The following is a 12710-nucleotide window of genomic DNA, read 5'->3' as shown; positions in this document are numbered from 1 at the left end:
GTGTCGCACGCCCCCGATCGCGGAGTCCCGCCCACCGCCAGGGGCGGGACTCCGCGTGCCGAGAAGACCGTATTGGAGGGCACCGACAGTTGCGACCTGCGCGAGGCAGGGGACCGGCGGCCTCAGCTCGCCAAATCAAAGTCGCGCCTGCGCGGGTGGGAGGCGCAGCACGTCGAATGCCTGACCGAGGGCGGGCAGGTCATCGCCAATGCGATGCCGGCCACGGACGCCGTGGACGCGGCCGTCAGCGCAGACATCGCTGCTGGTCTGGGCTCGCTGGATGCGATGGCGGATGAGTACCCCGGCAAGCTGCCCTCGGATTGAACGGTAAGGATTCTCGAATCCTGCGTGTTCGAGCTGCAGCTGGGGTCTGGTCGCGATCAGGCCCCGGCCGGGAGGCCGGTGACGGCGTAGATCGTCACGATGGTGGCCTGCCGATCTTGTGATCGGTGCGGCGGGGTTTGACCTGGATCCCGCAAGCGAACACGACGGGCAACCGTGCTCGGCGCGCCGTCGACCTGCTTCTCCTCGTGCGTGAACGCCCCGATCGAAGATCACGAGTGGAAGCCGGCGTCACGACCTTTGGGTCATCAGGCCGAACCCGGGCCTGGGAGGAGGTCGACGTCGTCGGCGTGCATCGGCTCTCCGCAGTGACTGCAGCGTGGGTCGACGTGGCCGATCTGCCCGCAGGCATGGTGACGGTACAGGACGGGAGGCCCGGCCTCGCCGGCGAGCCAGCGGTCACCCCACCGGGCCATCACCATGAGCATCTCGACGAGATCGGCCCCCTTGGCGGTGAGGTGGTACTCGTACCGGGGGCGGGCATCGTAGGGCAGCCGCTCGAGCACACCCTGTTCGACCAGGTGGTTGAGCCGCTCGGCGAGCACCTTGCGGGAGATCCCCAGGTCGGCCTGGATGTGGTCGAAGCGGCACACCCCGGCCCACACGTCGCGCAGGATCAGCGGCGACCAGGGCTCGCCGATCACGTCCAAGGTACGCGCGATGGAACACGCCATCTCCCCGAACCGCGTTCGCTGCATGGCAGCAATCTAGCAAGTGGGGTTCCCTGAGGGAACCTCGGCTGCTACCTTTCTCAGCGTCTCTTAAAGAAACCTCGAAAGGGATCCGATGACATTCATAAGGCGCTTCGACCACGTCGGCATCACCGTCGCCGACCTCGATGCCGTGACGGCGTTCTTCGTCAGCCTCGGTCTGGAGGCCGATCGGAAGATGGCCGTCGAAGGCGAGTTCCTGGACACGGTGATCGGCATGACCGGCGCCCGCACCGAGATCGTCATGCTGCGAGCGCCCAGCGGAGGTACGACGCTGGAGCTCTCGAGCTTCACGCGGCCGGACCACCTCCCGGGTTCGCCTGCCGCGCCGGCCAACGAGCTGGGCCTGCGCAACGTCGCCTTCGAGGTGCACGACCTCCAAGCCGCAGTCGACCACGCCGCAGCCGACGGCTACGGCCTGGTGGGAGGCATCGGCGAATACGAAGGCGTGTGGCGGATGGCCTACGTCCGCGGGCCCGAAGGAATCATCGTCTCGCTGGCCGAGCGCATCGAGAAGTAAGGAGACATCATGAGCACGACCGTGACCGACGAACAGATTCGGGCTCTGGCCGCGACCGCGAAGCCCTACAGCCTGGCGCTCCTTCAGTGGGGGCCGGAACGGACCATGGACGGCGCGGACGCAATCGAACTCGAACACCAGCGACGCATGGTATCGCTGCGCGCTGAGGGGGTGATCGCGATCCTGTGCCCGGTCGCCTCCGACACCGTGGCCGGCATCGCGATCATGACCGTACCGGCCGAAGAAGCCGCGGAGATCATGGCCGGGGACCCCTGCGTCCGAACCGCAATGATGCGCTGCGAGGTTCACCCGTGCCACGGCTTCCCCGGAGACGCCCTCCCCGTATAAGCGATCCCGGCCAGGGCAATCAGCGTCTATCCGATCCCGGCGTACATCTCGCGGCAGGCGGCCCTTGGAGTACCAGAACGGGGTCTGTCCAATCAACGATGTAACTCGATCTTGATTGTAGGGATCCGCAGGCGGGCTTCGACAAGGAAGGGCGGTCGCAGCGACGCCGAGCGCATCGGTGGTGCCGCTGCGAAGTCATCTCCACGCCGATAGAAGAGGTTGGCGAGTACGTCGGTGGGGGCTGGCGTCCTTCGTCCGCTGCCTGCGTTCGAGGAGCTGACCGCACTCCGAATTGGTCCTCAATTCTCCTACAGAATCGGACCTTATCGAGGGTACCGATTCCGGTCAGGCTAAGTGGCATGACAACGACAGCTGCCCGCTTCGACGGCCGGCTCCTCACGCCTGGCGACGCCGGCTACGACACCGCCCGTACCGTCTGGAACGCCATGATCGACCGGCGTCCACGCATGATCGTCCGCACGGCGGGCGTCGCCGACGTGGTCGCCGCCGTGCGGCTGGCCCGCGAACTGGACCTCGAGATCGGCGTGCGCTGCGGTGGCCACAACGCCGCCGGCTTCGCCGTACCTGACGGTGGTCTCATGATCGACCTGACGCCCATGGGCGGCGTGCGGGTCGACCCGGCCCGTCGCCGGGCCTGGGTGCAGGGCGGCGCGCTGCTCGGCGCGCTGGATCGAGCGTCCCAGGCGTACGGCATGGCCACCACCGCCGGCAACGTCTCACACACCGGCGTCGGCGGGCTCACGCTCGGCGGCGGCATGGGCTGGCTGGCCCGCCAGTACGGCCTGGCCTGCGACAACGTCGTCTCCTACACGATGGTCACCGCCGAGGGGGACGTGGTGACCGCGAGCCGCATCGAGAACCCCGACCTGTTCTGGGGCCTGCGCGGCGGTGGTGGCAACTTCGGCATCGTCACCGAGTTCGAGTTCCAGTTGCATCGCATCGGCACGCGGACGCTGGTCGCCGAGTTCGACTTCCGCGCCGAGGACGCCGTCCCGGTCATCGAGGGCTGGCGCGACTTGAACGCCGTCGCGCCCCGGCAGGCGACGTTCACCGCCAGTGTCGCCAGCAGTCCCGCCGGCCCGATCGCCACGCTGGGGTTCGTGTGGGTCGGCGACCCGGCCGAGGGCCGCCGGCTGCTCCCCGCGATGCGGGCGCTCGGGCGCCCCGTCGCCTCCCGCGTCACCACTCCGTCGTACCTCGAACTTCAGCAACGTGACGACTCCACCGGCGGTCACGCGTACCGCCGCTATTCCAAGGGGCACTACCTGCGGAGCTTTCCCACCGCGGCGATCGAGGCGTTCCTGCTGCGCGGCGGCGCCGACCTGAGCGCGAGCCTGGACCTGCCGAGCGTCGGCCTGCAGGCACACGGCGGCGCGATCGCCGATGTTCCGGAAGCAGACGCGGCGTTCAGTCACCGCGGCACGATGTTCGAGTTCGGTGCCGGCTCTCGCTGGACCGACCCGGCCGAGGACGACGCCAGGATGAATGCCACCCGCGCCGCCGGTGCCTCGCTCGAGCCGTACGCGAGTGGGGTGTACGTCAACTCGTTGACGGCCGACGAGCTGGCCGATGGGCAGCGCGGCGTACGGCGGGCGTATTCGGCCGCGAAGCTGGCCCGGCTGACCGCGGTGAAGACCGCGTACGACCCGGCCAATGTGTTCCATCTGAACCAGAACATCCGCCCGGCATGCTGATGCGCATGTCCTGGATGTGCCCCGGCGGAGCGCCTGCGCGGGATCAGGGTCCCCGTACGTCCCGGATGGCCCTCGCCAGCAGCGCGACCCCCTCGGCGATGGCGGCCTCTCCGAGAGTGGCGTAGCCAAAGATGAGGCCGCCCGGTCCGGTGTCGGCGATCCGGTAAGGGCCGACGCCGTGGATGGCGAGCCCGTGCCGGGCGGCGGCCGTCACCACCGCCGCCTCGTCGAGGTCGGGCGGGAGCCAGGCGACCACATGCTGCCCGGCGGCGATTCCCGCCGGTTCCAGATCGGGCAGGTGGGTGCGCAGGGCGCCCAGCAGTGCGTCGCGGCGGCGGCGGTACAGCGGACGCATCCGGCGCAGGTGGCGGTCGAACTCGCCGCGTGCGAGGAAGTCGGCGAACGTCAACTGGTCGATGACAGGCGAACCGCGGTCGGCGAGAACCTTTGCCGCGGCGACGTCAGCGACCAGATGGGGAGGCACTACCAGCCAGCCGAGCCGCAACCCCGGCGCGAGCGTCTTGCTGGCCGTACCGCAGTAGACGACACGATCGGGAGCCAGGCCCTGCATAGCGCCCACCGGCGACCGGTCGTAGCGGTACTCCGCGTCGTAATCGTCCTCGACCACGATCGCGCCGCGGCGTTTCGCCCAGCGGATCACCTCGGCCCGCGCCGCGGCCGACAGGACTCCCCCGATGGGCCACTGGTGCGACGGCGTGAGCACAACCGCATCGGCGTCGGCCCGATGGAGCGCATCGACCTGAACGCCGTCCGGCCCCACGGGGATGCCGACCACGTCCAGACCGGCGGCGCCGGCCAAGACTCGGGCATCGTCGTTGGACGACGGGTCTTCCAGCGCGATCCGCCTGGCACCGTGCTGGACGAGCACCTGGATCAGCAGCGCGATGCCCTGCCCATAGCCGTTGCAGATCACCACGTTGCCGGGGAGGGCCGATGTGCCGCGCACCCGGTTGAGGTAGTCGCACAGGGTCTCGTGCAGTTCCGGCACGCCTCGCCCGTCAAGGTAGGCGAACCGGTCGTTGGGCGTGGTGGTGAGCACGGTTCGGACCGAGCGCAGCCATGCGGCCCTCGGGAACTGTGAAACGTCGGTGCGCCCGTACCCGAAGTCGACGCTGAAGCCGACACCGCGCGCGGTCGGCTGCGCCGTCGAAGCCGCGGAGCCCGCGTCGGCCGGCGGCATCGACGCGGCGACCTGGGTGTAACCGCCCGATCGGCTGACGAGGTAGCCCTCGGCGACGAGCTGCTGATAGGCCTCCACCACGACCCCACGGGAAACCCCGAGGCCTGTCGCGAGGGTGCGGGTGGGTGGTAGCGACGCGCCCGTTCGCAGCAGGCCGGCCCGGATGCCTGCGCGGATGGACGTCTCGATCTGCCGGTGCAGCGGCACCCCGGCGTCGCGGTCCAGCTTGATGAGCAGATCCTCGGCCGACCCGGAATTGGTTCTCGAGCGCCCCACAGGACCGGACCTTACTGGCGTGTACCGATTCCTGCCAGGCCGAGTGACCTCGAACCGTGCCGCCCGCCCCGCACGTCTACCCATCATGAGGATGCTTCCGGCCGCACTGCCAGGGCGTCCGCGAGCGCGGCGACGGCGCGGCCGAGCCTGACCACGTCCGCCGCGACGAGCACGGACAGGAATCCTCCGGAGCGGCTCAAGACGTGGGCAGACTGGGAGGAGCTGTGAGCGGCGGCTCACTGACTGCTTGGCCTCCTGACTGTTCGACCCCGACGCCCCTCGGCGTCCGGGAGGCGGTCAGCCACAGGCCGGTGAATACGGCGCAGGCCAGCGTCACGGCACCCGCCGCCAGGAAGGCGCTGTTGAGGCCGGATTCGAAGGAGGCGCCGCCGGACTCCCGCATATGGACGATGGCCCCGAGCACCGCCACGCCGAGCACCGCGCCGATCTGCCGGGTGGTGCTGCTGACCCCCGAGGCGAGGCCGCCCTCCTGCGGGCTGACCGCCTGGATGGCGGCCCCGGTCAGCGGCGACAGGGTGAGAGCGAACCCGATGCCGACGACCGCCAGCCGCCACCACACGTTCCCGTAGCCGGTATCGGCCTGGACGAAGCCCAGCGCCAGCAGCCCCAGCCCGGCCAGGGCCAGGCCGATGCTGACGACGACGCGGAAGCCGTACCTGGCCGCGAACCGGCCCGCGTACGGGCTGACGATCACCATGGCCAGCGAGGTGGGCAGGGTCCGCAGCCCGGCGACCAGGATCGAAGTGCCCTGGACGTAGACGAAGAACTGGGAGAAGAAGAACGACGACCCCATCAGCGCGAACCCGACCACGACCATCGCCGTGTTGGACGCCGTGAACAGCCGCTGACGAAACAGCCGCAGCGGCAGCATCGGCGTCGGCGCACGACCCTCGACCACGACGAACGTGGCCAGGAACACCAGCCCGGCGGCGAAGCTGCCCAGGATCACCGGCGAGGTCCAGCCTCGGGAACCGCCCTCGATCAGGCCGTAGGTCACGGCGCCCACGCCCGCGACGGACAGGACCGTGCCGGGGACGTCGATCGGCGGTGCGCTCGGGTTGCGGGACTCCCCCAGCACGCGCAGCCCGGCCAGCAGCAGGACCGCCCCGATCGGCACGTTGACCAGGAAGATGGCGGGCCAGCCGAAGGACTCCGCTAGAACCCCGCCCGCCAGCGGTCCGGCGGCCAGGCCGATGCCGCTGAACCCGGCCCACAACCCGATCGCTCTGACGCGCTCCCTCGGGGCGGGATACGCGGCGGCGAGCAGCGCCAGTGAGGCGGGGCTCAGCGCCGCGGCGCCGACGCCCTGCAGCACCCGCCCGAGGATCAGCCAGCCGATCGAGGGCGCGAGCGAACACACCACCGACGCGGCCGTGAACACCACCACCCCGGCCAGGAACACCCGCCTGCGGCCGAACCGGTCGGCGAAGACGCCGCCCGACAGCAGCAGCATGGCCACCAGCAGCACGTAGGCGTCGACGATCCACTGCAGGCCGGTCAGCCCGGTGTGAAGCCGCTCCTGCATGTCGGGCAGGGCGGCGCCGACGATCGTGTTGTCGAGCAGCACCATGAACTGACCTGCGCAGGTCAGGGTGAGCAACGCTTTCACGTACATCCTTCCTAAAAGCAGTTGATGACTGCGTTTAGGGAGACTCTAACGCAAGTCTCGACTGCGTTAAGGTGAGGGTATGGAGGAGCAGGAGCGGGGCAGGCGGCCCGGCGGGCGCAGCGCCCGGGTCCGCGCGGCAGTGCACCAGGCCGTTACCGACCTGGTCAGCGAGCGCGGCTACGGAAACTTCACCGTCGGCGACATCGCGGCCCGCGCGGGCGTGGCCGACACCAGCGTCTACCGCCGGTGGGGCAACCTCCAAGCCCTGCTCGGCGATGTGCTGCTGACCCGGCTCAACGCGCAGGCGCCGATGCCCGACACCGGCAGCCTGGCCGGCGACCTGCGCGCCTACGCCGCCATCGTGGCCCGCGAGGTCACCGGACCCGACGGCCTGGCGTTGGTGCGGCTGACCATCGCGCTGTCAGGCGAGGGCCAGCAGGGCCTTCAGGCGCGCGACGAGCTCCTGGCCGACCGCACCAGGCAGTTGCAGGCCATGCTCGACCGCGCCCGCGACCGCGGCGAGGACCCGCCCGACGCACTGGAAGTGCTGGACCATCTCCTGGCGCCGATCTACATGCGTGTCCTGTTCGGCGCGGGCCCGCTCACCCCTGACTATCTCGACGGGTTGGTCGACCGGTTGCTCGCCTGATCCAGTCCGGCGCACTGTGGATCACCGCCGACCCCGCCGACGTCACCAAGGTGCTGAACACGATCTGCTCCCTGGACCGACTGCGTGACCCGGTGCTGTTCGGGACGACCTACCGGTGCGGGACACGCGCCGCCGAAGCCTGCGTCCTGAACGTCGAGGACTTCGACCTGCGCACCGACGACGAGCACGTCCGCAGCCACGGCAAGGGCGGTACTGTCCGCACCGTCCTACTGGATGGCCGCGACTACGTCGCCCTCCTCAAGCTCTACCTGAACGGCGCCGGGTACCGGTTATGGAAGCCGCACCGGCGTTGCACACCCCGTGACCCGCAGCTCCTGTACCGGCCAGTCGCCGCTACAAGCGGATCACAGGCCATGCACTCGGCCACCGATGTCCTGCCCCTGTCGCCAGGGTGGGAAGGAGGCAGGCACCCATGTGGACGTCGTACGGCTCGACCGCGCCCGTCATGCCGACGTTGCCCGCCGGATCGGAAACCACATCGGTCCCTGAGCGTAAGCGCCGCTCATCGGCACACCCGCGGTGCGCAGTCCCCGGCGGTCTTCTGCCGCAGCACGGTTACTTCCGCGGCGCGAGGTCCTCTCGCCATTTCCACTGAAGATGTTCCGGGCATCTCATCGGGCGGGACAGGCGACGCCCGGTCGAACCGGACGGCGAAGGGCGGCTATTCGTCGCCCTTGCTTTCGCTCCGGAGCTCCTTGTACATGTCCCTGCACTGCTTGGTGTCCATGTCGTCGGGAGCGCACAGCTGCACGTCCAGGTCGAGATCGACGGTGCGCTGCCGGCCCGCCGAGGTGTAGGTGACGCGAACGCCTTCGGCCCGTGCTGTGCGGTCGCCGGTCTTCCCGTACTGCAGGCCGAGTTCCGTGAGGAGTCCGTCGTGGTCCATGTTGCTGCAGGGCGTGGTCACGGCGGGACTGCGCGCCGGGAATTCCAGCTCGGTCAGAGGCTGCTCGGCGTTGCCGAGCATGGCACGTGTACGGCTCTGCAGCCGCGAGGAGAACGCCTGCAGGACCATGCCGCCACTCGGCCTGATCAGATCGACCTTGTCGATGGTGACCGAACCCGGCCGATCAAGGCACATCACCCATCCTCCCAGGGAGTAGGGCCGACGGGCCACGGTGTCGGGCAGGACGATACCGATTGAGGCGGTCGTGCCCGTTTCGGGGTCTTCGTCGAGAAGGAGCCGCGGGCCCTCACCCACACAGCCGGCTGTCATGACCACGATGACGCTGGCCGGCAGGATCCGGCGGATGAGGGCACGCATGGCGGAACTCCTTACCCCCGATCGACTGGTCTCAGTACTTGTGCGCTTCGGCGATACACAGGCCGAGATGGCCCTGGAGGCCGGCGTGCCGCTGCTGGAGTCACGGGACGAGGGGACGCTCGGCCGCATTCTCGTCCTCGCCGACTGGATCGACTACAAGTGCGGGCGGTTCCGCGAAGCGCTGTTCCACTACCAGCGGGCCATCGCGATTCTCCAGAGGTCGGGAAGCCGTGGCGCCCTCGCGATGGCCTTGCGGTGTGCTGCTCAGCTTCACCTCGAACTCGGCGAGCTCGACCTCGCCGAGCAGGCCGTGGAGCGGGGCCCGGAAGTTGGTGCTCGGCGAGGAACCCTCGTCGGCGGGCGGCCTCAGCTCACCGAGAGGGAGTAGCCGTTGGTGCGGAAGTCCCATGCCGCCGCTCGACGAGGTGATCTCATAGCCGAACTGGACGTCGCCCAGCGTCACGTCGCCGAACCACTTGTTCGTCCTGAGCCAGTTCAGGACCGCCTTGACGTCCACGGTGCCGGAAGTGGCGTTGCCCTGCCGTACGAACGAGAACACCTGGTTGGAGCCGTTGGAGCCGCGGTACACGTCCCAGCTGTGGCCGCCGACCGACACGCTCGTCTGCCGGGAGCCGAGCGGCCCGACCGGGCCGTACTTGTTCATCCAGAGCATGATCTCGTAGGTGTGACCGTCGCACCAGATGTCGTACGCCGTCGTGTACGCGCCACCGCTCGGCACGGTGACGTTGAAGCCGCTGGTCACCGAACCCAGCGTGCTGAGGCGCCGGTTCACGTTCCGGCTGACGTTCGGATAGGACTTCACGCCGCCGGTGTTGGGGTGGTTCGCCCACACACCCCAGTTGCTGTAGGAGTTTGCCCAGATCGTCTGGGGACCGGCGCCGCATTTCGACGATCCGAAACCTTCTCGCCGCCGGGATTGGGGTCACGGTAGGACCGCTCGCACATCGAGGAAACCCCGGCGGGAAAGCTTCTCCGACTCCCCTGGTCAAGCCCGCCTCGGCCCGAGGCGCGCGTGAAACTTCCACGCTCAGGACGCCCGGGTGTCACCGGAGCCCGTGCGCCTTCGCCCAGCCCGCGACGGCCGCGGCGATCAACCCCGGGTGGTCCTCCGGGGTGTGGTGCCCCGCGACCTCGTCGAACCGCCGGATCTCGAGGCCGGCCATGGAGGCCGCACACCAGTCGATCATGTCCTGGTGCACCATCGTGCCGGGTCCGGGCGCGAAGGCCAGCAGGAGCTTCGGCACCTCTGGGCTGGCGGCCAGCCACGTGTCGTACGCCTCCACGCGGGCCACCACGTCGGCGGGCTCACCGCCCAGCGGCATCGAGCGCGCCCACCGCAGCAGCGGCAGGCGGCTCTTCCGCGTCGGGTACGGCTTGCGGTAGACGGCCAGGTCGCTCTGGTCCATGGGGGCGGCGACGGTGCCCGGCAGTCCTTGTTCGATGAATGCGTCGTCGTCCAGGATCATCTTCTCCCCGACGCCCTCGGTCTTGATCGCCGCGAACAGTTCCCGGCCGCCTTCGGGGAACTCCTCCCAGGTCATCGGCTTGACGATGGTCTCTGTGAAGGCGATTCCGCGTACGCGGCCGGGGTGACGGGCGGCCCAGTCGAAGGCCAGCGCGCCGCCCCAGTCGTGGCCGACGAGGACCACGTCGTGAAGGCCGAGGGCGTCGAACCAGGCGTCCAGATAGCGGGCGTGATCCGCGAAGGTGTACGCGATGTCGGGCTTGCCGGAATCACCCATGCCGATCAGGTCGGGAGCCAGCCGGCGGCCCTCGCCGATCGCGGGGATGACGTGCCGCCACAGGTGGGATGAGGTGGGGTTGCCGTGCAGGAAGACCATCGGCGTGCCGGAGCCGGTGTCGCGGTAGTGGATGGTGGAGCCGAGAACGTGCGCAACGGGCACGACGAATCCTTTCAGATCTCGAGCTTGTGAATCGGTGGAACGGCGCGCGCCGGGGCGGAGGGTGGTCAGGCAGCCGCGGACGGCTCGGCCGGGAACGCCTCGATCGGGCTCATCGGAAGGCGGCGACGTTGCGGCCCGCCCAGTCGGCGAAGGACCGGGGCGCACGGCCGAGGACGCGCTCGACGTCCGGGCTGACCTGCCGCTCGGCGTCCGTCGGCTCCCCCAGGATGGCGAGCGTCCCCTCCACCACCTGCTCGGGCATGAACTGCAGCATCTGCGCCCGGGCCTCCTCCCGGGTCTGCTCGGCGAACCGCACCGGCGTGCCCAGCGCGGCGCCGATCGCCGCCGCCCGTTCCCGCGGCGTGGTCGGCGCGGGACCGGTCAGCTCGTAGACGCGGCCCGCGTGCCCGTCCTCCCGCAGGACGGTCGCGGCTACCTCGGCGATGTCGGCCGGGTCGATGGTCGGCAGGCCGATGTCGCCGAACGGGGCGGCGGCCATACGTCCGCCGCGGATGGACTCCGCCCAGGCGTAGGCGTTGGAGTGGAAGCCGCCGGGACGCAGGATCGTCCACTCCAGGCCGGACCGGCGCACCGCGTCCTCGAACGCGGCAGGGTGGCGGTAGAACTCCGGCCTGGTCCCCGCCCCCTGCGAGGACAGCAGGACGACCCGCCGGACCCCGCCGGCCCGGGCGGCGCCGAGGATCGCCTGCGGGTCCTGACCGGCCACCAGCAGGAACAGCGCGTCCGCACCGTCGAAGGCGTCCTTCAACCCGGCCGGGTCGTCCAGGTCTGCTCGCACATGCCGTACGCCCTGAGGCACTTCGGCGGTCCGCCGGGAGACGGCGGTCACCCGCTCGCCTGCGGCGGCGAGCAGCGCGACCACCTGGCCTCCGACGTTTCCGGTGGCACCCGTCACCACGATCATAATCGCTCCTATGAGTTAGTTGACTGACTTAAAACACCGTAGCGGCCCTCGATACCACTTGTCCAGCTCTAGTCAGTTGACGGGCTCAGAAGGTCGGAAGGTTTCCGACACGCGACGGTCCACGCTCACGTGCGGCGATGCCGCGGCCGCGTGCCCGGACTGCGGGGTTCGGTCGCGGCGCAGGCACAGTCACTATTGAACGGCGGCTGTCCGATATGCGGCCGGCAGCCGGGAACTGCTCGTCCCCGTCACCGAACGTTCTCCGGCACGAGCCGCTCGTTGTCCGCAGCGAGCGGCGCGTCAGGTTCGTCGATGTCCGACCGGGTCTTGTCCCGGCGCCACCTGAGTGCGGCGGCCACGAACGAGGCGACCAGCGGCCGGCGGTCTCGCTCGATCCAGGCGAGCACCAGGCGGCTGGGCGGCGCGTCGGCCACTGGGACGCAGACCAGATCGGCCGGGGCCGGTTCGACCAGTGAGCGGGGCAGCACCCCGATCATCCGTCCCACCGTGATCATCTGGAGCATCTGGACCACGTCGGCGACCTCGGGACCGGTGCCATCGCCTCCGGGTACTCCTTTCCAGCGTGGCAGCGTCTCACCCTCCAGATCGGACATGCGCACCGAAGTATGCCCGGCCAGCCGGTGTCCGGCCGGGACGATGACCACGCGGTCCTCGGTGTGCAGCGTCTCGTGGGTTAGGCCGTCGAGGTCGTCGAACGGCGCGTAGAGCAGGCCGACGTCGGCCCGGCCGTCGCGCAGGAAGTCGGCGCGATCGGCCGGGCCGCTGAACAGGATGTCCACCTGGCGGGCGTCGGGCTGGTGCGCGTATTCGGCCAGGAGCCCGGAGAGCAGGCCGGCGTCGCCGCCGGGTTTGAGCACGAGCCGCAGGTGGTCCTGGGTGTCGCCGGCACGCTGGGCGTACCGGATGGCGGCGCTGACCGCGTTGAGCGCGTGCCGGCCGTGTTCCTGCAACGCCTTCCCGGCCGGGGTGAGCTCGACGTGCCGGCTGGAGCGGGTGAAGAGCGGGACACCGAGCCGGGTCTCGATCCGTCGGATGGCCTTCGACAGCGCCGGCTGGGCGATCGAGAGCCGGACGGCGGCCCGGCCGAAGTGCAGCTCGTCGGCGAGTGCGATGAAGTACTCGAGCTCGCGGGTCTCCAGTTCGACCATGCCTACAGGTTATCG

At 69.8% G+C, this 12710-nt stretch carries 13 protein-coding genes; 5 read left to right on the top strand and 8 right to left on the bottom strand.

Going from position 1 to position 12710, the window contains the following annotated elements:
* The first annotated feature begins 72 nt into the window (after window positions 1–72).
* Complete coding sequence (locus Msi02_RS37940) at window positions 73–324, top strand: hypothetical protein (protein WP_204052603.1); 252 nt, start codon at window positions 73–75, stop codon at window positions 322–324.
* Between the two features lie 266 nt (window positions 325–590).
* Here Msi02_RS37940 and Msi02_RS37935 read toward each other — a convergent pair whose 3' ends face one another.
* Window positions 591–1040, bottom strand: coding sequence for a winged helix-turn-helix transcriptional regulator (locus Msi02_RS37935; protein ID WP_204052602.1), 450 nt, complete (start codon window positions 1038–1040; stop codon window positions 591–593).
* 88 nt (window positions 1041–1128) lie between these two features.
* Between Msi02_RS37935 and Msi02_RS37930 the strand changes: the two genes are divergently transcribed.
* From Msi02_RS37930 to Msi02_RS37920, 3 genes are all read left to right on the top strand, one after another.
* A complete protein-coding gene (locus Msi02_RS37930) occupies window positions 1129–1572 on the top strand; it encodes a VOC family protein (RefSeq protein WP_204052601.1) in 444 nt (147 codons plus the stop codon).
* A 9-nt stretch (window positions 1573–1581) separates the two neighbouring features.
* Entirely contained in the window at window positions 1582–1920 is a 339-nt protein-coding gene (locus Msi02_RS37925; RefSeq protein WP_204052600.1) for a hypothetical protein, read from the top strand.
* A 359-nt stretch (window positions 1921–2279) separates the two neighbouring features.
* Window positions 2280–3635: an FAD-binding oxidoreductase gene (locus tag Msi02_RS37920; protein WP_204052599.1), complete on the top strand. Its 1356-nt coding sequence runs from the start codon at window positions 2280–2282 to the stop codon at window positions 3633–3635.
* A gap of 43 nt (window positions 3636–3678) precedes the next feature.
* On the opposite strand, the gene pdxR is transcribed toward Msi02_RS37920, so the two are convergent.
* Window positions 3679–5112 (bottom strand): MocR-like pyridoxine biosynthesis transcription factor PdxR, encoded by a 1434-nt coding sequence (gene pdxR / locus Msi02_RS37915; protein ID WP_204052598.1) that lies wholly within the window; start codon window positions 5110–5112, stop codon window positions 3679–3681.
* A 196-nt stretch (window positions 5113–5308) separates the two neighbouring features.
* Window positions 5309–6742 carry an MFS transporter gene (locus tag Msi02_RS37910; protein WP_204052597.1) on the bottom strand — a complete coding sequence of 478 codons (1434 nt, stop codon included), beginning with the start codon at window positions 6740–6742 and terminating at the stop codon, window positions 5309–5311.
* Window positions 6743–6821: 79 nt separating this feature from the next.
* On the opposite strand from Msi02_RS37910, the gene Msi02_RS37905 reads away from it, so the two are divergent.
* A complete protein-coding gene (locus Msi02_RS37905; protein ID WP_204052596.1) occupies window positions 6822–7391 on the top strand; it encodes a TetR/AcrR family transcriptional regulator in 570 nt (189 codons plus the stop codon).
* Window positions 7392–8073: 682 nt separating this feature from the next.
* On the opposite strand, the gene Msi02_RS43680 is transcribed toward Msi02_RS37905, so the two are convergent.
* The 5 genes from Msi02_RS43680 to Msi02_RS37875 all read right to left on the bottom strand — a co-directional run bounded on the left by Msi02_RS43680 (window position 8074) and on the right by Msi02_RS37875 (window position 12695).
* Complete coding sequence (locus Msi02_RS43680; RefSeq protein ID WP_239109130.1) at window positions 8074–8676, bottom strand: hypothetical protein; 603 nt, start codon at window positions 8674–8676, stop codon at window positions 8074–8076.
* Window positions 8677–8776: 100 nt separating this feature from the next.
* Complete coding sequence (locus Msi02_RS44850) at window positions 8777–9529, bottom strand: GH12 family glycosyl hydrolase domain-containing protein (protein ID WP_239109128.1); 753 nt, start codon at window positions 9527–9529, stop codon at window positions 8777–8779.
* 211 nt (window positions 9530–9740) lie between these two features.
* A complete protein-coding gene (locus tag Msi02_RS37885) occupies window positions 9741–10601 on the bottom strand; it encodes a haloalkane dehalogenase (RefSeq protein ID WP_204052594.1) in 861 nt (286 codons plus the stop codon).
* A gap of 109 nt (window positions 10602–10710) precedes the next feature.
* A complete protein-coding gene (locus Msi02_RS37880) occupies window positions 10711–11526 on the bottom strand; it encodes an NAD(P)H-binding protein (RefSeq protein ID WP_204052593.1) in 816 nt (271 codons plus the stop codon).
* 248 nt (window positions 11527–11774) lie between these two features.
* Window positions 11775–12695 (bottom strand): LysR family transcriptional regulator, encoded by a 921-nt coding sequence (locus tag Msi02_RS37875; protein WP_204052592.1) that lies wholly within the window; start codon window positions 12693–12695, stop codon window positions 11775–11777.
* Window positions 12696–12710: the final 15 nt, after the last annotated feature.

It is taken from the genome of Microbispora siamensis (genome assembly GCF_016863095.1).
Classification (GTDB): Bacteria; Actinomycetota; Actinomycetes; order Streptosporangiales; family Streptosporangiaceae; genus Microbispora; species Microbispora siamensis.
Note: the sequence above shows the minus strand (reverse complement) of the source record. Positions and strands in the feature narration are given on the sequence as shown.

Coding starts and splice junctions, on each gene's coding strand:
- Msi02_RS37935 (WP_204052602.1), bottom strand. CDS start 1,040: ATGCAGCGAACGCGGTTCGGGGAGATGGCGTGTTCCATCGCGCGTACC.
- Msi02_RS37930 (WP_204052601.1), top strand. CDS start 1,129: ATGACATTCATAAGGCGCTTCGACCACGTCGGCATCACCGTCGCCGAC.
- Msi02_RS37925 (WP_204052600.1), top strand. CDS start 1,582: ATGAGCACGACCGTGACCGACGAACAGATTCGGGCTCTGGCCGCGACC.
- Msi02_RS37920 (WP_204052599.1), top strand. CDS start 2,280: ATGACAACGACAGCTGCCCGCTTCGACGGCCGGCTCCTCACGCCTGGC.
- Msi02_RS37905 (WP_204052596.1), top strand. CDS start 6,822: ATGGAGGAGCAGGAGCGGGGCAGGCGGCCCGGCGGGCGCAGCGCCCGG.
- Msi02_RS43680 (WP_239109130.1), bottom strand. CDS start 8,676: ATGCGTGCCCTCATCCGCCGGATCCTGCCGGCCAGCGTCATCGTGGTC.
- Msi02_RS37880 (WP_204052593.1), bottom strand. CDS start 11,526: ATGATCGTGGTGACGGGTGCCACCGGAAACGTCGGAGGCCAGGTGGTC.
- Msi02_RS37875 (WP_204052592.1), bottom strand. CDS start 12,695: ATGGTCGAACTGGAGACCCGCGAGCTCGAGTACTTCATCGCACTCGCC.